The 21,130-nt window shown below is 71.0% G+C and carries 21 protein-coding genes; 12 read left to right on the top strand and 9 right to left on the bottom strand.

Features of this window, described 5'->3' with window-relative positions; translation table 11 throughout:
- Window positions 1-368 precede the first annotated feature (368 nt).
- The 5 genes from ACGFZN_RS29250 (at window position 369) to ACGFZN_RS29230 (ending at window position 5,842) form a co-directional block, all read left to right on the top strand.
- A complete protein-coding gene (locus ACGFZN_RS29250) occupies window positions 369-3,635 on the top strand; it encodes a nitrate- and nitrite sensing domain-containing protein (protein WP_393861469.1) in 3,267 nt (1,088 codons plus the stop codon).
- A 10-nt stretch (window positions 3,636-3,645) separates the two neighbouring features.
- Window positions 3,646-4,059 (top strand): roadblock/LC7 domain-containing protein, encoded by a 414-nt coding sequence (locus ACGFZN_RS29245; RefSeq protein ID WP_004983065.1) that lies wholly within the window; start codon window positions 3,646-3,648, stop codon window positions 4,057-4,059.
- A 93-nt stretch (window positions 4,060-4,152) separates the two neighbouring features.
- Window positions 4,153-4,722, top strand: a complete 570-nt coding sequence (locus ACGFZN_RS29240) for a DUF742 domain-containing protein (RefSeq protein ID WP_393861468.1) — start codon at window positions 4,153-4,155, stop codon at window positions 4,720-4,722.
- On the top strand, window positions 4,703-5,284 hold the full coding sequence (locus ACGFZN_RS29235; RefSeq protein ID WP_110630992.1) for an ATP/GTP-binding protein: 582 nt from the start codon (window positions 4,703-4,705) through the stop codon (window positions 5,282-5,284). The genes ACGFZN_RS29240 and ACGFZN_RS29235 overlap by 20 nt, the downstream gene beginning before the upstream one ends.
- A gap of 105 nt (window positions 5,285-5,389) precedes the next feature.
- A complete protein-coding gene (locus ACGFZN_RS29230; protein WP_393861467.1) occupies window positions 5,390-5,842 on the top strand; it encodes a glutaredoxin domain-containing protein in 453 nt (150 codons plus the stop codon).
- 111 nt (window positions 5,843-5,953) lie between these two features.
- On the opposite strand, the gene ACGFZN_RS29225 is transcribed toward ACGFZN_RS29230, so the two are convergent.
- The 3 genes from ACGFZN_RS29225 to ACGFZN_RS29215 all read right to left on the bottom strand — a co-directional run bounded on the left by ACGFZN_RS29225 (window position 5,954) and on the right by ACGFZN_RS29215 (window position 8,629).
- A complete protein-coding gene (locus ACGFZN_RS29225; RefSeq protein ID WP_330337621.1) occupies window positions 5,954-6,148 on the bottom strand; it encodes an acyl-CoA carboxylase subunit epsilon in 195 nt (64 codons plus the stop codon).
- A 57-nt stretch (window positions 6,149-6,205) separates the two neighbouring features.
- Complete coding sequence (locus ACGFZN_RS29220; protein ID WP_393861466.1) at window positions 6,206-7,801, bottom strand: acyl-CoA carboxylase subunit beta; 1,596 nt, start codon at window positions 7,799-7,801, stop codon at window positions 6,206-6,208.
- Between the two features lie 330 nt (window positions 7,802-8,131).
- Window positions 8,132-8,629 (bottom strand): hypothetical protein, encoded by a 498-nt coding sequence (locus ACGFZN_RS29215; protein WP_393861612.1) that lies wholly within the window; start codon window positions 8,627-8,629, stop codon window positions 8,132-8,134.
- A gap of 239 nt (window positions 8,630-8,868) precedes the next feature.
- Between ACGFZN_RS29215 and ACGFZN_RS29210 the strand changes: the two genes are divergently transcribed.
- Complete coding sequence (locus ACGFZN_RS29210) at window positions 8,869-9,477, top strand: YceI family protein (protein WP_393861465.1); 609 nt, start codon at window positions 8,869-8,871, stop codon at window positions 9,475-9,477.
- Between the two features lie 21 nt (window positions 9,478-9,498).
- Here ACGFZN_RS29210 and ACGFZN_RS29205 read toward each other — a convergent pair whose 3' ends face one another.
- Window positions 9,499-9,897, bottom strand: a complete 399-nt coding sequence (locus ACGFZN_RS29205) for an ATP-binding protein (protein ID WP_393861464.1) — start codon at window positions 9,895-9,897, stop codon at window positions 9,499-9,501.
- A gap of 112 nt (window positions 9,898-10,009) precedes the next feature.
- Between ACGFZN_RS29205 and ACGFZN_RS29200 the strand changes: the two genes are divergently transcribed.
- Together ACGFZN_RS29200 and ACGFZN_RS29195 are read left to right on the top strand one after the other, a co-directional pair.
- Window positions 10,010-10,816 (top strand): helix-turn-helix domain-containing protein, encoded by an 807-nt coding sequence (locus ACGFZN_RS29200; RefSeq protein ID WP_393861463.1) that lies wholly within the window; start codon window positions 10,010-10,012, stop codon window positions 10,814-10,816.
- Window positions 10,813-11,004 (top strand): DUF397 domain-containing protein, encoded by a 192-nt coding sequence (locus tag ACGFZN_RS29195; RefSeq protein WP_393861462.1) that lies wholly within the window; start codon window positions 10,813-10,815, stop codon window positions 11,002-11,004. Before ACGFZN_RS29200 ends, ACGFZN_RS29195 begins: the two co-directional genes overlap by 4 nt.
- On the opposite strand, the gene ACGFZN_RS29190 is transcribed toward ACGFZN_RS29195, so the two are convergent.
- Window positions 10,918-12,003: an FUSC family protein gene (locus ACGFZN_RS29190; RefSeq protein ID WP_393861461.1), complete on the bottom strand. Its 1,086-nt coding sequence runs from the start codon at window positions 12,001-12,003 to the stop codon at window positions 10,918-10,920. The two genes, ACGFZN_RS29195 and ACGFZN_RS29190, sit on opposite strands and share 87 nt — an antisense overlap.
- A gap of 62 nt (window positions 12,004-12,065) precedes the next feature.
- Between ACGFZN_RS29190 and ACGFZN_RS29185 the strand changes: the two genes are divergently transcribed.
- Window positions 12,066-12,542: a MarR family winged helix-turn-helix transcriptional regulator gene (locus tag ACGFZN_RS29185; RefSeq protein WP_393861460.1), complete on the top strand. Its 477-nt coding sequence runs from the start codon at window positions 12,066-12,068 to the stop codon at window positions 12,540-12,542.
- Here the strand turns inward: ACGFZN_RS29185 and ACGFZN_RS29180 are convergent.
- Window positions 12,539-13,909, bottom strand: coding sequence for a hypothetical protein (locus ACGFZN_RS29180; protein WP_393861459.1), 1,371 nt, complete (start codon window positions 13,907-13,909; stop codon window positions 12,539-12,541). The genes ACGFZN_RS29185 and ACGFZN_RS29180 overlap by 4 nt on opposite strands.
- Before the next feature lie 47 nt (window positions 13,910-13,956).
- On the bottom strand, window positions 13,957-16,971 hold the full coding sequence (locus ACGFZN_RS29175) for a carbohydrate binding domain-containing protein (RefSeq protein WP_393861458.1): 3,015 nt from the start codon (window positions 16,969-16,971) through the stop codon (window positions 13,957-13,959).
- A gap of 145 nt (window positions 16,972-17,116) precedes the next feature.
- On the opposite strand from ACGFZN_RS29175, the gene ACGFZN_RS29170 reads away from it, so the two are divergent.
- Genes ACGFZN_RS29170 through ACGFZN_RS29160 form a run of 3 tightly spaced genes read left to right on the top strand, consistent with a single transcriptional unit; the run spans window position 17,117 to window position 20,133 of the window.
- Window positions 17,117-18,982: a ricin-type beta-trefoil lectin domain protein gene (locus tag ACGFZN_RS29170; RefSeq protein ID WP_393861457.1), complete on the top strand. Its 1,866-nt coding sequence runs from the start codon at window positions 17,117-17,119 to the stop codon at window positions 18,980-18,982.
- A 7-nt stretch (window positions 18,983-18,989) separates the two neighbouring features.
- A complete protein-coding gene (locus tag ACGFZN_RS29165) occupies window positions 18,990-19,478 on the top strand; it encodes a hypothetical protein (protein ID WP_393861456.1) in 489 nt (162 codons plus the stop codon).
- Between the two features lie 55 nt (window positions 19,479-19,533).
- Window positions 19,534-20,133, top strand: a complete 600-nt coding sequence (locus ACGFZN_RS29160; RefSeq protein WP_393861455.1) for a GPP34 family phosphoprotein — start codon at window positions 19,534-19,536, stop codon at window positions 20,131-20,133.
- 29 nt (window positions 20,134-20,162) lie between these two features.
- Here ACGFZN_RS29160 and ACGFZN_RS29155 read toward each other — a convergent pair whose 3' ends face one another.
- Window positions 20,163-20,582 (bottom strand): VOC family protein, encoded by a 420-nt coding sequence (locus ACGFZN_RS29155; RefSeq protein WP_393861454.1) that lies wholly within the window; start codon window positions 20,580-20,582, stop codon window positions 20,163-20,165.
- Between the two features lie 13 nt (window positions 20,583-20,595).
- Window positions 20,596-21,130: alpha-isopropylmalate synthase regulatory domain-containing protein (locus tag ACGFZN_RS29150; RefSeq protein ID WP_393861453.1), on the bottom strand; the 535-nt coding region annotated here is incomplete at its 5' end.

The raw sequence follows: 21,130 nt of genomic DNA, 5'->3' as shown, positions 1-21,130 counted from the left end.
GACGTCACATACGGCAGTTGTCGTAAAGGAACCTCGGAGCCGACTGTGGCCTTTGACACGGTCGGCTCCGGTGTTCATAACAGTTCGGCAGAGGAATCCCCCGGGATCACCACGCCGCGCGGTCGGGCCGTGTCGCTGTGCTCACAATCGCCCCGCATTTTGCCGGGGCTCGCTCTTTATGACCGTTTTATCTGGGCCTTACAAGAGCATCACGACGGGGTTTCCACTGTTTGGAAGAGCGCTGGTCCGCGTGCTGGAATGCCTGAACTGCCCAATAGTCAAAGACGTACTCAACTGTCGACGACGAAACGGGCTCTGAGAGACTGCGGCACGACGTAGGTGCCGACCGCCGAGAGGTTGTTGGTCGAGTGAGGCGAAGCAAGAACGGTCCCGAGCCGTCGGCACGGGGCAACTTCACCCCGCCGCCGCGCGCTGCGGCTCCCAGCCCGGTGACCGGTGCGGAGCCGGCCGCCACTCCCGCGCCGAGCGGCGGCCGTTTCTCCCCGCGCAACTGGCGGGTGCCGACCCGGCTGAACGCCATTCTGCTGATTCCCGTGGCGGTCGGCCTCGTCATGGGCGGATTCCAGGTGAAGACCTCGATCGACACCTGGCAGCAGGCGCGTGACGCCGAGAACACCGCGCGTCTGGTACGCGCGTCGCTGTCGTACGCCGACGCCCTCTACAACGAGCGGGACACCACCGCCGCTCCCCTGCTGAAGGGCAACGTGTCCGCCGACGACAAGACGATCGTCGCGCAGGCCCGCAGCCAGACCGACAAGGCGGCCGACGCCTTCGACCAGGCCGCGCAGAACATGCCGCACAAGTCCGGCCTGGAGCGCCGGCTGAAGCTGTTCCGCAAGGTCGAGCCCTTCCTGCGGACGCTGCGCGCCGACGCCTACACCTCCAACTTCACGGGCGTGCAGACCGAGGAGGGCTACGTCAAGGTCGCCCACCCGCTGATGGAGTTCGCCAACGAGCTGGGCCTGGGCACCGGCAACATCACCTCCTACGGCCGTACCGTCTACGCCATCTCGCTGACCAAGGCGGCGCTGTCGCTGGAGCGGTCCATCGGCATGCACATGCTGATCAAGCCGGGTCCGGACGCCGGGAACCTGGCGAGCCAGCGCGTCGCCCTGTCCTCCTACGCCTACCTGGAGGGCATCGCCGTCGAGGAGTACCTCGGCGGCGGCACCCAGGCCGACGCGGACCGGCTGGACGCCGAGAAGGCGGACATCGCGGCCAAGGGCAAGGCGATGGCCCAGGAGGCCAAGGCCAAGAACCCGAACTACGTGGCGCCGCCCAAGGACATGGTCGCGGCCCTCGCCACGCTGGACACCACCAGCCCGGTCGCGCGCCAGCAGCTGGCCGCCCGGGGCGTCACCCCCGAGAACTGGTGGGCGGTCAACACCCTCAAGTTCGACGCGTACCGCAAGATCGAGTCGGACATGGCCGACAAGGCGGTGAACGAGGCCTCCGGCATCGCCGACGACGCCAAGAACTCGGCGATCACCACCGGTGCCGTCGTCGTGGTGGCCCTGCTGCTCGCCTTCATCCTGGCCGGCGCCGTGGCCCGGCAGATGAGCCGCTCGATGCGCCAGCTGCGCAACGCCGCCTTCGGCATCGCCGAGCAGCGCCTGCCGATGCTGGTCGACCAGCTCTCCCGCACCGACCCCGGCCGGGTCGACACCCGCGTCGCCCCGATCCCGATCACCACCAAGGACGAGATCGGCGAGGTCGCCCGCGCCTTCGACCAGGTCCACCGCGAGGCGGTCCGGCTCGCCTCCGAGCAGGCCCTGCTGCGGGGCAACATCAACGCGATCTTCACCAACCTCTCGCGCCGCAACCAGTCGCTGATCGAGGGCCAGCTGACCCTGATCACCGAGCTGGAGAACAACGAGGCCGACCCGGACCAGCTGGAGAACCTCTTCAAGCTGGACCACCTCGCGACCCGTATGCGCCGCAACGGCGAGAACCTCCTGGTCCTCGCCGGCGAGGAGCCCGGCCGCCGCTGGGACCAGCCGGTCCCCCTCATCGACGTGCTGCGCGCCGCCTCCTCCGAGGTGGAGCAGTACGAGCGCATCGAGCTGTCCGGCGTCCCGGAGGCCGAGATCCACGGCCGCGCGGTCACCGACCTGGTGCACCTGCTGGCCGAGCTGCTGGAGAACGCGACCACGTTCTCCTCCCCGCAGACCAAGGTCCGCGTCACCGCGACCCGTCTCCCCGACGGCCGCATCATGATCGAGATCCACGACAAGGGCATCGGCCTGACGGCCGAGGACTTCGCGGACATCAACCACAAGCTGGCCAACCCGCCGACCGTGGACGCCGCGATCTCCCAGCGCATGGGCCTGTTCGTGGTCGGCCGGCTGTCCGACCGGCACGGCATCCGCGTCCAGCTGCGCCCCTCGGGCGAGCAGGCCGGCACCACCTCGCTGGTCATGCTCCCCGACGCGATCACGCACGGCGGTGGCGGCGAGGCCCCGCTGGACCGCGAGGAGTTCACCGTCTCGCAGATCATCCCGGAGCAGCGGTTCCAGGGTGAGAACTTCAACCAGCTGCAGCCGATGCGCACCGCCGCGGAACTCGGCTTCGACGACAGCCGGTACGCGGACGTCCCCGACGACATCCGCGAGCTGGACCCCGTCGGCCGCTCCCTGATGCGCGAGGAGCGCCGGGCGGCCCTGGAGGCCCAGTCGCACGGCCAGCAGTCCGGTGGGCAGCAGGAGTCCGCCGAGACGCCCGGCTACGAGGACCCGCTGTTCGACGGGCAGAGCGGCTACCGGGAGCGGCAGCAGGCGTACGAGGAGCCCTCGTACCAGGAGCAGCAGGCCGCGTACCAGGAGCCGTACGCCGAGCCGGCCACGGGCGCCCACGCGGCACCGCAGGCGACGTCGTACGACAAGCCCTACGAGGAGCAGTACTACGCGCCGTCCGGCGATCTGCCGCAGACCGACGGCTACTCCTCCAACGACCGTTTCTCCCCGAGCGACGGCTACTCCGCGAACGGCGGCTACCCGGACCCCGCGTACACCGAGCCGGCCGCGCGCCCCGCGTACCAGGACGACTGGCCGCAGCAGCCTCAGCAGGACGGCTACCAGAACGGCTATCCCGCCCAGTACGCTCCGGAAACGGAGTCCTCGCAGGCCGCTGACGCGAGCGAGGCGGACGGCGTAGGCTTCGACCGTCCGGGAACGGCATCTCCCGCCGCACACGAGCTGACCGACGCCGGGCTGCCCCGCCGCGGATCCGTCGCGAGCGGTTCCAACGGCTCGGGCACCGCGGCCGGCAGGGCGCACGTGCAGCAGGAAACGCCGGCTCCCGCTCCGGACGCAGGCGGCGACAGCGGCTGGCGCTCGCAGAACGACGAGCGGTGGCAGCAGGCGGCGCAGCTCCGGAAGCCCAAGGCAGGCGGGGTCACCGCCTCCGGTCTGCCCAGGCGGGTGCCCAAGGCCAACCTGGTCTCGGGTGCCGCCGAATCCACCCCCCAGGGGGGCCCACAGGTCTCCCGTGCCCCGGAGGACGTCCGGGGCAGGCTGAGCAACCTGCGCAGGGGCGTCCAGCGCGGACGCAGCGCAGGCAGTGAAACGAACGGCCAGGGCTTCGGTCCTGACAGCACCTACAACCAGGAGCGTTAGTGTGAGCCCGATGAGCCAGGCGGCACAGAACCTGAACTGGTTGATCACCAACTTCGTGGACAACACCCCGGGGGTGTCCCACACGGTGGTGGTCTCCGCCGACGGACTCCTTCTGGCGATGTCCGAAGGCTTCCCCCGCGACCGCGCCGACCAGCTCGCGGCCGTCGCCTCCGGTCTGACCTCGCTGACCGCCGGTGCCTCGCGCATCTTCGAGGGCGGCAGCGTGAACCAGACGGTTGTGGAGATGGAGCGGGGATTTCTCTTCATCATGTCCATCTCCGACGGGTCGTCCCTCGCCGTTCTGGCCCACCCGGAGGCGGACATCGGCCTCATCGGGTACGAGATGGCCCTTCTGGTGGACCGCGCGGGCACGGTTCTGACCCCGGATCTGCGCGCTGAGCTCCAGGGCAGCCTTCTCAACTAGGAATCGGACGGTGCGTATTCGCGTCCCGGGGCCGTAAGGTTTCGGGACGCGGTGCACAGCGATGGGCGCCAGGCACAGTCGGAGGAGGAGAAAGTGGCAACACCCCCAGGTGGTTCGCATCCGGGCAACTGGTCGTACGGCCCTGCCCAGGGCCAGGGCGACGGCTCGGCGAACCGGTACAACTTCCCCTCCGCTCCGAGCCACCGCCAGCCGTACGCCCCGCAGGGCCCCGGCCCCTCTCCGTACGACCAGCCGCCGGCCCCGCGCATCCAGCCGGTGCAGCCGCAGCGCCGCCCCGAGCCGGCGCCGGCCGCGGCGGCCAACAACCCCCTGGTGCGTCCGTACGCCATGACCGGCGGCCGGACCCGCCCGCGCTACCAGCTCGCCATCGAGGCGCTGGTGCACACCACCGCCGCTCCGCACCAGATGCAGGGCCAGCTGCCCGAGCATCAGCGGATCTGCAACCTCTGCCGAGAGATCAAGTCGGTAGCGGAAATCTCCGCGCTCCTGACAATCCCCCTCGGCGTGGCCAGGATCCTCGTCGCCGACTTGGCGGAGGCGGGCCTGGTCGCCATCCATCAGCCCGGCGGCGACGAGAACGCCGGTGGCCAGCCAGACGTGACACTGCTCGAAAGGGTGCTCAGTGGACTTCGCAAGCTCTAGCGGCGGTCCTTCCCGCTCCACCACCTCCGCGAAGATCGTGGTGGCGGGCGGCTTCGGCGTGGGCAAGACCACGTTCGTCGGCGCCGTCTCGGAGATCAACCCGCTGCGCACAGAGGCCGTCATGACGTCCGCGTCGGCCGGCATCGACGACCTCACCCACACCGGGGACAAGACCACCACCACGGTGGCCATGGACTTCGGCCGCATCACCCTGGACCAGGACCTGATCCTCTACCTCTTCGGCACCCCCGGCCAGGACCGCTTCTGGTTCATGTGGGACGACCTGGTCCGCGGCGCGATCGGCGCGGTGGTGCTCGTGGACACCCGGCGCCTCGCCGACTGCTTCCCCGCCGTCGACTACTTCGAGAACAGCGGCCTGCCCTTCGTCATCGCCCTCAACGGCTTCGACGGGCAGCAGCCGTACGCTCCGGAGGAGGTGCGGGAGGCGCTGCAGATCGGCCCCGACACCCCGATCATCACCACCGACGCCCGCCACCGCGCCGACGCCAAGTCGACCCTGATCACCCTGGTCGAACACGCCCTGATGGCCCGGCTCCGGTAACTGCCCGGCATGGTGAGCATCTGAGGGGCGGCAACCTTGGGGGTTGCCGCCCCTCGGTGGCTGTTTCGGCTCATCGACAGCCACTCATCGATAGCCTTCGTCCTCATGACACGCTCGTGGACCTTGCCCCTGCTGCTGGTGCTCTGCGGCTCAGTCCTTGCGGCCGGCCTGACCGTGAGCGGCAGCCCTCGCGCGGCCGCAGCCGTCCTGCTGGTCTTCGTGCTGCTCGCAGGCGTGAACTCGCCCCTTGTCTTCCCGCGGTCGACCGGCGTGCTGGAGGCACAGCGCCGCAGCGCGGTCGACGGCCGGCCGGTCGTCTTCTGGCGACCGGGCTGCACATACTGCATTCGACTGCGTATCCGACTGGGCCGCAGCGCCCGCCGGATGCACTGGGTCGACATCTGGCGCGACCCGGCCGGCGCCGCAGCGGTGAGAACGGCCAACGACGGCAACGAGACCGTGCCCACCGTCATCCTGGCAGGCCGGCCGCACACCAACCCCGATCCCGCGTGGCTGCGCGAGCAACTCTCGCGCTCAGGCCGTGGCCCGGATCAATGAGCCGTGGCACGGACGGGACCTGCCGGCCCAGTACACGGCGAGAGCCGCCGGCTCCGTGGACCGGAGTCGGCGGCTCTCGTCAGTGCGGGGCCGTACGCCTGCTGAGAAGGATCAGCGCCAGCTGTGCGGGGCGCGGAAGCCGGGCTCGCGTTCGAGGCGGCGCCAGGCGGCCCTGGCGCGGGCTCGGTGGGGGTGGGCCGTGGGGGCGGGCCGGGCGGCCGCGCGGGCCAGGAGGACGGCCGTGATGGCGGCGACTTCCTCGGGCTCGGCGTGGCCCTTCTCGACGCGGATGTCGGGAGTGCTCATGGGTGTCAGTCTCCGTGAGAGAGAGGTCCGCGGGGTTGCCGCGGCGGGTCCGCTCGGTTACTGCGGGGGGTTGCCGTGCTTGCGGGAGGGCAGGTCGGCGTGCTTGGAGTGCAGCATCGCCAGCGACCTGACCAGGACCTCGCGGGTCTCGGCGGGGTCGATGACGTCGTCCACGAGACCGCGCTCGGCCGCGTAGTACGGGTGCATCAGCTCGGCCTTGTACTCCTTGACCATCCGCGCCCGCATGGCCTCGGGGTCCGGCGCGCCGGCGATCTGGCGGCGGAAGATGACGTTCGCGGCGCCTTCGGCGCCCATGACGGCGATCTCGTTGGTGGGCCAGGCGTAGGTGAGGTCGGCGCCGATCGACTGGGAGTCCATGACGATGTAGGCACCTCCGTACGCCTTGCGCAGGATCAGCGAAATCCTCGGCACGGTCGCGTTGCAGTAGGCGTACAGCAGCTTCGCGCCGTGGCGGATGATTCCGCCGTGCTCCTGGTCGACACCGGGGAGGAACCCCGGCACGTCCAGGAAGGTGACGATCGGGATATTGAAAGCGTCACACATCTGGACAAAGCGCGCAGCTTTTTCACTCGCCTCGATGTCCAGGACGCCGGCGAGGACCTGCGGCTGGTTGGCGATGATGCCGACCACCTGGCCGTCGAGGCGGGCGAGGGCGCAGATGATGTTGCGGGCCCAGCGCTCGTGGACCTCGAGGTACTCGCCGTCGTCGACGATCTCCTCGATGACCTTGGCCATGTCGTACGGCCGGTTGCCGTCGGCCGGGACCAGGTCCAGCAGGACGTCCGAGCGGCGGTCCACCGGGTCGGAGGAGTCCACCCGGGGCGGGTTCTCGCGGTTGTTCTGCGGCAGCAGCGACAGCAGGTAGCGCACCTCGGCGATGCACGTCTCCTCGTCGTCGTACGCGAAGTGGCACACGCCGGAGGTCTCCGCGTGGACATCGGCGCCGCCGAGCCCGTTCTGCGTGATCTCCTCGCCGGTGACGGCCTTGACCACGTCCGGGCCGGTGATGAACATCTGCGAGGTGTCACGGACCATGAAGACGAAGTCCGTCAGGGCGGGGCTGTAGGCCGCGCCGCCCGCGCACGGGCCGAGCATCACCGAGATCTGCGGGATGACCCCGGAGGCCTTGGTGTTGCGCTGGAAGATGCCGCCGTAGCCGGCGAGGGCCGAGACGCCCTCCTGGATGCGGGCGCCGGCGCCGTCGTTGAGGGACACCAGGGGCGCACCGGCGGCGATGGCCATGTCCATGATCTTGTGGATCTTCGTGGCGTGGGCCTCGCCCAGCGCGCCGCCGAAGATCCGGAAGTCGTGCGCGTAGACGAAGACCGTACGGCCCTCGACCGTGCCCCAGCCGGTGATCACACCGTCGGTGTACGGCTTCTTCGCCTCCAGGCCGAACCCGGTCGCCCGGTGCCGGCGCAGCTGCTCGACCTCCTGGAAGGACCCCGGGTCCAGGAGCAGCTCGATCCGCTCCCGCGCCGTCAGCTTGCCCTTGGCGTGCTGCGCCTCGGTCGCCTTCTCGCTGGGGCCGGCCACGGCCCGCGCACGGATCTCGTGCAGTTCGGCGACCCGCCCGCGCGCGTCCGTCGGCTCGCCGGTGGGCTCACCCGTCGTCTCTTCCAAAACGGTCATGTAGCGACCTTACGAAGGACACCAAGGAAAGCGAGCCGTCGACTCCGTACAGTCTCCGGCCCGTTTTCCTGGTAGCAGTGAACAGAACCACGGCCGCATGCAGCCGTTCCGACTGCTCACAGGGCGTCGGCGTTGTGAGAGGGCCACAAATACGTCACCGGAGAGCCACCTCACATCGGCGGCCCGGGCATGCCATCACCGGGGTGACGGGAGCCCCGGACGGCGGTCCTCCGGACGGAGCACACCGGTCCGGCGCACCGACGATACCGGACAAAAGTCCGGCGGCCGGCCACCGCACCACGGGACCGGCCGCCCTGCTGCCCGCTCCGCTCAGCAGCCGCCGCAGTTGTAGTACAGGGCGTCCCAGTGGGTGCCCTCGTCGGCGTAGACGTTGCCGGAGGCGGACTGCCACATCGGATAGCCGTCGCCGCGCAGGCCGATGTAGCTGAAGTTGTTCTTGATGTACGACGTCACGCAGGTGTTCTTGCCGTAGTCCAGCTTGTAGCCGTTCCAGTGCGAGTAGGTGCCGGAGGCGTGGCCGGTCTCGGTGCCGCCGGTGATGTTGAGGGCGCAGCCGCTGGCCCGCTTCAGGGTCTGGGCGCCCTGGGCGGTGGCGAGGTTGAGCTGCTCGAAGGACGTGCAGGTGGAGTTGTAGCGGTCGGTGCAGTTGCCGGAGGACGACCAGGTGATGCCGACCTGACGGAACATCGACTCGGCGGTGGCCTGGCTGATCTTGGTGACGGCGAAGGCGTCGGTGGCGGTGCCGACGACGGCGACACCGGGGGCGACGACCAAGGCGAGCGCGGTCAGGACGGAGCGGAGCCGCATGGGTCTGGCGAGTTTCATGGGGGACCTTTCCTGCGTCGGGCCGTGCTTCCAGTGGGGCGGCTGTGCAGGTGGTGCACGCAGATGGTGCCCGAGTTCTACGCGCGTCCGCCAGAGGGCGTACGAGATCACTCCGCGCGATGGTGAAATCACCCTGCGGATGATGTTGAAAACCGAACCGAATGGGTCTACCGTCGTACCTACCGACTTGGTTTAACGTTCAACTGATCTGGGAGCACGACATGGGCATCTTCAGCCGCAAGGACAGCACCGTCGAGGCCACGGCCGCGCCGACCGCGACGAGCCCCGACCTTTCCGCGCTGACCGGCGACTACACGATCGACCCGGCGCACACCACCATCGGCTTCACCGCCCGGCACGCCATGGTCACCAACGTCAAGGGCGCCTTCCACGACTTCACCGGCACGCTGCACCTGGACGGCGCGGACCCGAGCCGGTCCACGGCCACGATCGACGTCCAGATGGCGAGCATCGAGACGGGCAACGCCGACCGGGACGGCCACCTGAAGTCCGCCGACTTCTTCAAGATCGACGAGTTCCCGGTCATGACGTTCCGCTCCACGAAGGCGGAGGCCGTGGGCGGCGACGAGTACCGCATCACCGGCGACCTCTCCCTGCTCGGGGTGACCAAGCAGATCACCATCGACCTGGAGTTCAACGGCGCCGCGAAGGACCCGTTCGGCAACGAGCGCGTCGGCTTCGAGGGCAAGGCGGAGATCCTGCGCTCGGAGTGGGGCCTGACCTGGAACGCGGCGCTGGAGACCGGCGGCGTGCTGATCTCCGACAAGATCAAGCTGAACTTCGAGATCTCCGCCATCAAGCAGGCCTGAGCGCCGCCGGCCCGGATGCGGTCACCCCGCGAACTCGCACCACACGAACTTCCCGGGGTTCCGCTCCCCCACGCCCCACTTGTCGGCCAGCGCCGACACCAGCACCAGACCCCGGCCGCCCTCCGACTCCGGGTCCGGCTCCCTCGGGCGCGCGGCGCCGGGCCCGCTGTCATGCACCTCCAGTCTCAGCACGCCGTCCAGCAGGCACAGCCGCACGGAGAAACCCCGGCCGGGCGGCACGCCGTACAGCAGGGCGTTGGTGGCCAACTCGCTGACGCACAGCAGCACATCGTCCTGCCGCGCCCGCTGCCGCCAGTCCTTCATCACCGCCCGCGTGAACTCCCTTGCCGCGCACACCGACCTGCGGTCCCGCCGGAAGAACGCCACGCGCATCTCGCCGAGTCGAGTTTCCTCGTTCACGGGACGAGGGTCACCGTCCGTGACTAGATTGGACCACTGAGTGAGGTCGTAGAGCTTTTCTCTACGGCTCCACTACGAGGGCTTCCGCACGGCACGGGGGAAGGGCACAGGCATGCCCAAGAAGGTCGGTACCTGGCAAGCGGTGGGCGCGCTGGTCGCCCACTACCGGAAGAAGGCCCGCCTCTCACAGGAGGGGTTGGCCGAGCAGGTCAACCTCCACGTCGACACGGTGGCCTCCATCGAGCAGGGGCGGCTCGCGCTTCAGCCGCACCGCGCCGAGCAGTTCGACGAAGTGCTGGACACGGGCGGGGCGTTGGCGGTGCTGCTGGAGAAACTGCCGGTGCGGGATCGCATCGTGCAGTTCGCGCAGGGGTTGGTGGATCACGAGCAGGAGGCGGTCAGCTTCCTGTCGTACGAGACCCTGGTCGTTCCGGGTCTCCTGCAGACGCCGGACTACTGCCGGGCCGTTTTCGACTTCCGGTATCCCGCACTGGGCAGCGAGACGGCCGATCAGTGGGTCCAGGCTCGCATGGACCGGCAGTTGATCTGGCAACGCGAGCAGCCGCCCGTGGGGCACTTCGTCCTGGAGGAGAGCATTCTGCGGCGGCCGGTCGGCGGTCCGGACGTCATGCGTGAACAGATCGGGCAGATCCTGGAGTTCACCCGGCCGGTTCACATGGGCCTTCAGATCATGCCCATGGACCGCACACCGCACGCGGCCCTCGCGGGCCCGATGGTTCTCCTGGAGACCCCGGAACATGAACGGCTCGTCTACCTGGAGGTCCAGCGCGCGAGCTTCCTCATCGACGACCCAGAAGAGGTCAGCTACTACAACCACAAGTATGCGATGCTGCGGTCACAGGCGCTCTCCTGCGACGAGAGCGAACGCCTCCTGAGGGGACTGCTAGGAGACTCATGAACACCGCAGCACTGGCCTGGCACAAGTCCAGCTACAGCAGCGACGAAGGCGGCAACTGCCTGGAAATGGCCACCACCCCCGCCACCATCCACATCCGTGACTCAAAGCAGCCGGCCGGCCCTGTCCTCACTCTGTCTCCCGCCACGTGGAGCGAGTTCCTGCGGTCGGCGGCGCTGGACTGGCAGTAGCCACCACGCCGCTGCCACGGACAGGCCGGCGCCGAGCGCGATCGCGGCCAGCCGGGTCGGCAGCAGGGTCACCGCGTCCTGGCCGAAGTAGCCGAGGAGCAGGGACAGGGCGGTCGTCATGCCGGCCGCCCAGTAGCCGTAGTTGAGCGGGCGCAGCCACAGGGCGACGGCCAGGACCGCGAACATCACCGCGACCGCCGCGTGCCCGGTGACGCCGACGGCCGCCACGCCGGTGGCCAGCAGCGTGCCCACGGACGCGCCGGCGAACCGCTCGACACCCTTGCGGAGTACGTCGGTTCGGCCACGGTTGCCGCTCGCGGCCACGTAGGCCGTCAGCACCGCCCACGGCCAGTGGTCGTCGAAGAACAGCCGGCCGCACACGAACGCCGCCGCGACACCCGCCGCCATCTGAACGGCCATCCGCGTGCTGGGGCGAGGGTGCAGCCGCGAGACCCGGCGGGGTGCCGCCCGCTCGGGCTCCGGGCGCCAGGGTCCGTACCGGTCGCCGAGCCCTTGGACGAGCCAGACGCTGAGGCACGCCAGCACGCCGACCACGGCCGACCAGAACCAGCTCACCAGCCCGCTCTCGGCCTCGGACGGCAGGGCCGGTCCGGGAACGATCAGCAGGGCCACGAAGGGCAGGGTCAGCAGCGTGCCCGCCTTGGTGGCGGCAGGGCCGTAGCGGCGGATCCAGATGCACAGGGAGATGCCCGCCGTGTAGACGGCGGCGCCGAGCGCGTAGTGGTGCATGATCAGGCGGCCCAGCAGCTGGGCGCCTGCGGCCGTGGCCGGCAGCAGCACGAGCGCCGCCAGCCTGCGGCGCGAGGGCGCGGTGCGCTGGGTCGAGAACAGGGTCAGGGTCAGGGCGACCGCCAGGACGAGCACATCGGTGTGCAGCCCCGCCGCGCCCTCCAGCCACAGGACGGTTCCCCAGCACAGCAGGACCGCCGTCATCGCCAGCAGAGATTCGTACGCGTTGCGTATGAGTTTTTGGCGCACTCCTTGACGATACAGCCGCCGAGTGGGGCTAGATAGTAAGTAGTCGCGTAGTATTCAGCCGCATGAACCACCTCTCCGAAGCCGCCCGTCTGCGCCGTGCCGTCGTCCGGCTGAACCGGCGACTGCGGCAGGAGCGCGGGGAAGGGAGCCTCAGCCCCAACCAGCTCGCGGTGCTCGGGTACCTGCACCGGTACGGGCCCGCGACGCCCGGTGAGATCGCGGCGGCGGAGCGGCAGCGGCCGCAGTCGCTGACCCGGGTCTACGCCGAGCTGGAGGCCGAGGGGCTGATCGTGCGGGAGCGCGGCACGGACGACCGGCGCCGGTCCGTGCTGTCGCTCACCGGGGCCGGCCGCGCGGCCCTGGAGCAGGACATGGCCGACCGCGACGCCTGGCTGGCCGGGGCGCTCGGCGCCCTGGGCGAGACCGAGCGCGGCGTGCTGGCCCTCGCGGCCGCGGTGATGGAGCGGCTGGGGGCGCTGGAGACGCCGGATGCCCCGGAGCCGGACGGCCGGGGCCGGGCCGGGGTCCGGAAGGACTAGAAGCCTCCGCCGAAGTCGCCGCCCCCGTCACCGCCCCCGCCGAAGCCGCCTCCGTCGCCGAACCCGCCTCCGAAGTCGCCCGGGTCGAAGTCGGTGCCGGACACGTCGCCGCCCTGGTAGTCGCCGCCGGCGTCACCGCCGTAGCCGTCCCCGAAGTCCCCGTACCCGTAGCCGTAGTCGGCCGCGTACGACGGGGTGGCCATCACGCTGCCCAGCAGCGTGCCGACGAGGAGGCCGGGCAGGATGCCACCGCCGAAGTAGCCGCCCGCCCAGGGGCCGTAGGCGGGGCCCGCGTCCCAGTAGGGGCGGCGGCCGTACTCCGTGTCGACCTCGCGGACGACCGGGTCGCGGCCGTCGGCCAGCCGGGTGGCGTCGGCGGCGCAGACGGGGACCTGGCGCGGCGCCCCGCCGGGCGGGGTCCAGGTCGCGTCGGTCACCGAGGGGCCGTGGCGCGGGTCGAAGAAGCAGGGCGGGCGGCGCTCGGGCAGCGGGCGGCCCGCGCGCCGGGCGGCGAGGCGGGCCAGGGCGAAACGGCCGTCCTCCAGCGCCTCGGTGACGGTCCGGACGTCCTCGGGCCGCCGCGCGGCGGCCATGCGCTGTTTCGCCGTCTCGTAGGCGTCCAGCGCGTGGGCGTAGTCGGCGCGCATCGCGTCGTCGGCGCCGGGCTCGCCCGGCTGGAAGTCGAGCCGGTCCAGTTCCTCGCCGAAGGCGGTGATGTCCTCGTCCACCACCACCCGCAGCCGGTCGAGGGCGGCCCGCTGCTCCTCCTCGCGCCTGCGGCGGTTGCGGCGCACCAGTGCGTAGGCGCCGGCGCCGCCCGCCACCAGCACCGCGGCGACCGCGATCAGCGCCGTGGTGGAGGATCCGCCGCCGCTGCCGCCCCAGCTCTTCGGGGCGTGGCCGCCCATGTGGGCCAGCGCGCGGTCGGTGAAGTCGGTGAGCTGGACCTTGGCGGACTCGCCCTGGACGCTGCCGACCAGGTTCTGCCGGGCCGTCGCCGACATCACGGAGGAGTCGGCGCGGGCGTCGAAGCGGTCGCCGAGGCGGATGCCGTACAGGCCGGTGACACCGGTGGCCGCGCGCAGGTCGGAGAAGAGGTTCGCGGTCGGGTAGCCCGCCGGGAGGACCGCGATGAACAGCGGCTTGTCCGCGTCCTCGATGCGTTTCGCGAGCGCGTCGGCGTCGGCCTTCGACAGCTGGCCCGAGGCGGCCGGGTCGACGTAGACCGGGCTCTTGCGAAGGGCCTGGGCGACGGTGGAGACGCTCGTGTCCGCGCTCGCCCCGGGAGCGAGGACGGTCGCCACCACCAGGGCGAGCACGGCGAGCAGCAGTGCGGGGAGGCTTCGGTTCCGCAGGACGGCCTTCATCCTTCGAAGCTACCCGAAGCCTCCCATACTCGGTCATAGGGGCAGGGCTACGCCGCCCGGTACGCCTCGCTCAGCTTCTCCACCGCCTTCCCGTACCGCCCGGTCAGCAGCAGATGGTCGGCGTCGGCGAACGGCTTGGCCACCGCCTGTGTCATCCGCTCCCCCACCCGGTTCTGCACGAGCAGCCGCGCCTTGGTCACCAGCGCGCGTCCGGCCCGGTCGTCGCCCCTGCGCTCGGCCGCCGTCGCCGCCGCGCCAAGCGCCTTCAAGGTGGCCGTGCCGCCCTCGGGGGCGTCGGTGAGGGTGGTCAGGCCCCAGCCGTAGGGGAACTGGGGGTCGTACGAGGCGTCGCCCACGTTGATCGGCAGCTGGGACTCGGACTTCGGCCAGGTGACGGGGAGCTGCCCGGTGAAGGGCCGCTTGCCGTACAGGACGTCGGCGACGCCCTCGCCCTCGGTGCCGGGCAGCCAGGACGCCACGAGTGCGTCGATCTCGCCGAGCCGGTCGCCGATGAGCTGCGGGCGGCCGGAGACCACCAGCACCACGCACTTCATGGCCGCGCACACCTTGTCCACGGCGGCCTGGTCGGCCGCCGCCAGCTGGAGGCTGTGGCCGTTGCCGACGTCGCCGACGCCCTCGGCGTACGGGGTCTCGCCGACGACGACCACGCCCACGTCGTAGCCGCCGGTCGGGGCGGAGGCGTCCTTGGAGTAGGTGACGTCCCCGCCCGCGTCGCGCATGCCCTGGAGGATGGTCGTGCCCCGGGTGTGGGTGCCGGAGGCGCCCTGCCAGGTGATGGTCCAGCCGCCGGTCTGGTTGCCGAGGTCGTCGGCGTTGGACCCGGCGACGTAGACCTTCTCGCTCTTCTTCAGCGGCAGCAGCCCGCCGCTGTTCTTCAGCAGCACCTGCGACTCCGCGGCTGCCCGGCGGGCGACCGCCCGGTGCGCCGGGGAGCCGATGGCCGCGGCGCCGGAGGTGTCGGCGTAGGGGTGCTCGAAGAGGCCCAGCCGGAACTTCTGGGTGAGGATACGGGAGACGGCGTCGTCGATCCGCTTCTCGCTGATCCGGCCCGCCTTCACCTCGTCGACGAGCGTGGAGGTGAAGTCCTTGTAGGAGTACGGCACCATCATCATGTCGACGCCCGCGTTCACCGCCGTGCGGACGTGGGTGGCGTAGTCGCCGGGGAGCTGGTCGATGGCGTTCCAGTCGCTGATGACGAAGCCGCCGAAGCCCATTCCGTCCTTGAGCACGCCGTTGATCATGTCGCCGCGGGCGTGCATCTTCACCGCGCCCTTGCCGTCGCCGACGATGTCGAGGGAGGAGTACGACGGCATGACCGTGCCGATGCCCCGCCGGACGGCGGTGCGGTACGGCGCGAGGTGGATGTCGTCGAGCTGCTGCCGGGTGACCGTGGTGACGCCCTGGTCGATGGTGTAGGTGCCGGTGGTGGAGGAGCCGTAGGCGGTGCCGCCGTCGCCGACGAAGTGCTTGGCGGTGGCCAGCACCTTGTCGTTCCGGCTCAGGTCACGGCCGTCGGCGCGGCCCTGGAGGCCCTGGATCATCGTCTCCATGGACTGCACGAGGGCCGGGTCCTCGCCGAAGGACTCGTAGGAGCGGCCCCAGCGTTCGTCGCGGCTCACGCACAGGCAGGGCGCGAAGTCCCAGGGGATGCCGGTGGCGCGCACCTCGGCGGCCGTCACCGCGCCCGTGTCATGGGCGAGTTGGGGGTCGCGGCTCGCGCCGATGCCGATGTTGTGCGGCATGATCGTGGCGCCGGCCAGGTTGTTGTGGCCGTGGACCGCGTCGACGCCGTAGATCAGCGGGACCTGGAACCGGGTGGCCTGCGCCCTGAGCTGGAAACCGTCGATCATCTTCGCCCACGCGCCGGCAGTGTTGGGCGTGGGCGTCGAGCCGCCGCCGGACAGGAGCGAGCCGAGGGAGTAGGCCGAGACGTCCGCGCCGCCGCCGACCGCTCCGCGCTCGGCCTGGGTCATCTGCCCGGCCTTCTCCTGAAGGGACATGCGGGACAGCAGGTCCGCGACGCGCTTCTTCACGGGCAACCTGGCGTCCAGGTACGGCAGTCCGTGCGCGTCGATCACCACCTGCGGCATCTCGGCGGGCGCCCTGGCGCCGGTGACCGTGAGCTTCAGCGGGATCGTCCGCGCGGCCGAGGGGGCCCGGTTCGGCCGGGTGGGCACCTCGATGGTCCGCGTGGCGCCCGAGGCGGTGCCGGCCGGGAAGGTGACGGTGCCCTCGACCGGGGTGTAGTCCCGGCCGGCGGTGGCGGTGCCGTCCCCGGTGGCGTAGGCGACCGTCACCGGCTCGTCCACGGGCCGGTCGCCGGTCGTGGCCAGGGTGACCTCGACCCGGGCGGTGCCGCCCGCCCTGACGGGGTAGACGGGCGCGTCGGTGCCGACGGAGGCGTGCAGCGCCTGGTCGGCCCTGCCGTACAGCTCGACGTCGTCCATGGCGAAGTCGCCCTTGGTGCCGGCCGGGAGGGTGACGGCGTACCCCCACATCTGCGTCAGGCCGAGGACGTGGTCGATGCCGCCGACGGGCTGGTAGTCGGTGCGGTACTGGAAGTCGGTGAAGGGGATCTCGATCTGCTTCCAGCCGGTGAAGTCGTCGGTGAAGGAGGTCGTCCACAGCTCGGAGGCCTCGCCGTTGGCGCCACCGTCCTTGATCTCGAAGGCGATCTTGCGGCCGTTGTCCCGGCCCTCCCACCAGAAGCGGATGCCCTGGTGGGCGGACCAGTCGTGGGCCGGCTGGTCCGCGGCGAAGTCATGGGTGAAGCCGCCGTAGCCGCTGATGTCGTAGGTGCCGGTGAGGACCTTGGCGCCCTCGGGGGCGTCGGCGCGGTCGGCGAGGCGCAGGGCGGGCGGGTCGTCCGCGTCGCTTCCCCAGGTGAAGATGCCGTCGGCGGGCTGGGAGGCGAAGGGGACCTCGCCCTCGAAGCGGTCGACGGGGGTCGGCGCGGGGTCGTCGGCGGCGTGCGCCGCGGCGGACAGGGGCAACAGGGCGGCGAGCAGAGCCCCGGAGACGAGCAGGGCGGTTCTCGGCATGGACCTTCCCTCGGCTCTCATGGTTCACTCATGGCTTAGATCACGCCGTGAGTTAACTAACGGCTCGCCAACCCGTCAAGACGGCGCGTCAGTTGTGCCTCGCGGCGACTTCCCCACAGTCGACCCGAGAGGAAGGGCGACGCACATGAGGAGAACCCCCCGCACAGTCCGGCTGCTGCTGGCCGGGCTGCTCTCCGCCGCCGGCTTCACCGCCGCCGTACCCCCCGCGCACGCGGCCGGCGAGCAGGTCACGGCCTGGCTCACCACCACCGACGACTCCGCCGGCCGGCACGTCGTCCGCGGCCTGCAGGCACAGACGCCGTTCGCCTTCCAGTCCGGCACCGGCGGCAGCGGCACGAACATCACGGTGGACGAGAACACCCGCTACCAGACCTTCACCGGCGGCGGCGCGTCCTTCACGGACACCGCGGCCTGGCTGATGAACAGCAGCGGGGCGCTGTCGCAGGCGACCCGGGACGCGACCATGCGCAAGCTGTTCTCGCCGACCGACGGCATCGGTCTTTCGTTCCTGCGCAACCCGATGGGCGCCTCGGACCTCGCGCGGTACGGCTACACGTACGACGACGTGCCGTCCGGCCAGACCGACCCCTCCCTGGCGAAGTTCTCGATCGCCCACGACCTCGCCGACGTCGTGCCGCTCACGAAGCAGGCGCTCCAGCTCAACCCGTCCCTGACCGTGATGGCCTCGCCGTGGACCGCACCGGCCTGGATGAAGGACAGCGGCTCCCTCAACGGCGGCTGGCTCAAGGCCGAGGACTACGGCGCGTACGCCTCCTACTTCGTGAAGTACCTGCAGGCGTACAAGGCGCAGGGGATCGACGTCTCGTACGTGACCCCGCAGAACGAGCCGACGTGCTGCTCCGGCTACCCGTCGATGAGCTGGAACGCCTCCGGCATCCAGTACTTCCTCAAGAACGACCTGCTGCCGCAGCTCCAGTCGGCGGGCCTGTCGACCAAGGTCCTGGCGCACGACTGGAACTGGGACACCTACGACTCCTACGCGGCCCTGTCCGTGGACGACCCGGCGATCCGCAACCACCCCAACTTCGGCGGGATCGCCTGGCACGGCTACGGCGGTGACGTCGGCGAGCAGACCACGATCCACGACAAGTACCCCGCGCTGGACGCGTTCGGCACCGAGCACTCCGGCGGCACCTGGATCGCCGACCAGCAGCGCGAGGACATGTCCAACATCATCGACTACACCCGCAACTGGGCGAAGTCGGTGACCAAGTGGTCGCTGGCCGTGGACCAGAACATGGGCCCGCACAACGGCGGCTGCGGCACCTGCACCGGACTGATCACCGTGCACAACGGCGACGGCGCGAGCGGAACGGTCGACTACACCGTCGAGTACTACGACATGGGGCACCTGACCAAGTTCGTCCGGCCGGGCGCCCAGCGGATCGCCTCGACGGCGTCCACCACCGTGCCCAACGTAGCCTGGCGCAACCCCGACGGCAGCAAGGCGCTGATCGCCTACAACGGCTCCTCCTCGGCGCAGACCGTCACCATCGACTGGGGTTCCGAGCACGCGACCTACTCGCTGCCCGCCCGGACCTCGGCCACCTTCACCTGGTCCGGCACCCAGTCCGGCGGCGGCGCCCGCACCGGCTCCTTCGTCGGCCTGGCCGGCAAGTGCCTCGACGTGGCGGGCGGTTCGAGCGCCAACGGCACGGCGGTGCAGCTCTACGACTGCAACGGCACGGCGGCCCAGCAGTGGACGGTCCAGCCCGACGGGTCCGTCCAGGCGCTCGGCAAGTGCCTGGACGTCACCTCGGGCTCGACGGCGGACGGGGCGAAGGTGCAGTTGTACGACTGCAACGGAACCGGCGCCCAGCAGTGGTCGTACAACCCTTCGACCGGTGACGTGGTCAATACGGCGGCGGACAAGTGCCTCGACGTCACCGACAACTCGTCGGCGAACGGGGCGCGGGCCCAGATCTGGTCGTGCACCGGGGCCGCCAACCAGAAGTGGACACTGCGGTAGGGGACACATGAGACGCACGGGGGCCGTGGCGGCGGGGATCGCCGGCGGGATGCTGCTGCTGAGCGGCTGCGGAGCCGTCGACCTGCCGCTCGCGGGGGTGCGCGTCGGCACGGACGGGACGCCGTACGCGGTGTTCCGTCCGTGCGGCGACGACGCCTACCGGGGCCCGTCCCTGGAGGGGCGGGCGCGCGGCGGCGGGGACGGGCCGGTGACCACCGGGTGGGACTCGCGGCGCGAGGGGCTGCGCGGGGACGCCGAGTTCCCGCTGTTCGCCCCGCCCGGGCACTGGCACGCCCGGCACCGCGGCAGGCAGGAGCTGCTGCCCGGGCACGACTACACCCTCGGCTTCGGGCACTACGTCACCGGTGACTCCTACAACGCGGTCGTGGAGTTCACCGCGGGGCAGATCGCCCGGCTGCGGCCCGGCCAGGTGTGGGCGGACGGGCGGGCGATGAGCCGGCGCTCCTTCGAGCGGCTGGCCGAGGAGTCCTGCTGAACGGGACGGGTGTGGCGTGGTGCGCATCGGGCGCCCACGGACCATGGTGGTGGGTATGACCACACCGCAGGATCTGTTCCTCGTCAGTCTCGACGTGCCCGGCGACCATCCCGTCGAGGCGGGTGATCTGTCGCTGGCGCTGGCGGGGGCCGAACTGATCGACCTTCTCGGGGCGCGGGCGCTCACCCTGGACGGTGAGCGGATCGTGCCCGGCCCGGTGCTGACCACGGGCGACCGGATGCTGGACGAGGCCGGGGCCGCGCTGCGGCGCGCGGAGCCGTACGAGACGGTCGAGGACTGGCTGTGGCGGCGGGGCGAGGGGCTCGCCACCGCCTACCGGGACGTGCTCGACGCAGGGGGGCAGCTGTCCGGCAAGCCGCACCGCTGGCCGCACCGGGCGGACAAGGCCGCGGCCGCCGACACCCCGGCCCGCCGGCACGCCGCCGACCGCTGGTGGTCCCGTGAGCCCGTCCTCGCCGGGCTCGCCGCCACCCTGGGCATCCAGGGCGAGCGGCCGCCCGAGGAGGAACCGGGCGACGAGTCCGTCGTCACCGTCCTGGTCGCGGTCGGCGACGCGGTGACCGAGCTGGGGGCCGTGCGCGAGCGGCGCCGCATCGAGAACGTGGCCTTCGACAACATCTGGCGGGCGCCCTGAGCGCCCGACGGGCCCGCCGACGGCAGGGGCTAGCGGACCGGCTCGCCGATCCCCAGCAGGTTGCCCTCGCTGTCCCGGAACCACGCGGCCCGCTCCCCGCGCGCGCCCTTGCTGGGGTAGTTGCCCTCGACCTCGGCGATGCCGTCGCGGGTGCGGAAGCCGGGCGCGTCCACGTCCTCGAAGACCACCCCGCGCCGCCTCAGCTCCGCGACGACCGCGTCCAGGTCGTCGACCTCGAAGCCCATCTGGGTGAAGGTGCCGGGCGACGCGCCGGTGGAGCGGAACACCACGAACTCGGTTCCGCCGCACCGGTACAGCAGCCCGCCGGGGCGTTCGTCGACGGGCCGGAGGCCGAGTACGTCGGCGTAGAAGCGCCGGGCCCGCTCCAGGTCCCGGGCGGGCAGCCGGGTCGCGGCGCGGGCCCGGGACAGCACGTCGGCGTCGGTCATGCCTCCACTATGACTACTCGGCCGGTTCGACGCCCGCCCGCAGCAGCCCGTAGGTGTACGCGTCCTCCAGCGCCTGCCAGGACGCGGCGATGACGTTCTCCGCCACGCCGACCGTGGACCACTCGCCGGAGCCGTCCGAGGTGGAGATCAGGACCCGGGTGGTGGAGGAGGTGCCGTGCACGCCCTCCAGGATGCGGACCTTGTAGTCGACCAGGTCCAGCTTGGCGAGCTGCGGGTAGATCTTCTCCAGGGCGACGCGCAGGGCGCGGTCGAGGGCGTTGACCGGGCCGTTGCCCTCCGCGGTGGCGACGATCCGCTCGCTCTTGGCCCACAGCTTGACCGTGGCCTCGTTGGCGTGGGTGCCGTCGGGGCGGTCCTCCACGATGGCCCGCCAGGACTCCACGTCGAAGTACTTCAGCGGGCGGCCCTCGACCTCGGCGCGCAGCAGCAGCTCGAAGCTCGCGTCCGCCGCCTCGTAGGTGTAGCCCTTGAGTTCGCGTTCCTTGACCCGCTCCACGACCCGGCCGACCAGTTCCCGGTCACCGCCC

Origin of the sequence: Streptomyces sp. NPDC048192, assembly GCF_043202415.1 — a bacterium.
Lineage (GTDB): Bacteria > Actinomycetota > Actinomycetes > Streptomycetales > Streptomycetaceae > Streptomyces.
The sequence above is the reverse complement of the archived record's forward strand: the minus strand, read 5'-3'. Positions and strand labels throughout refer to the sequence as shown.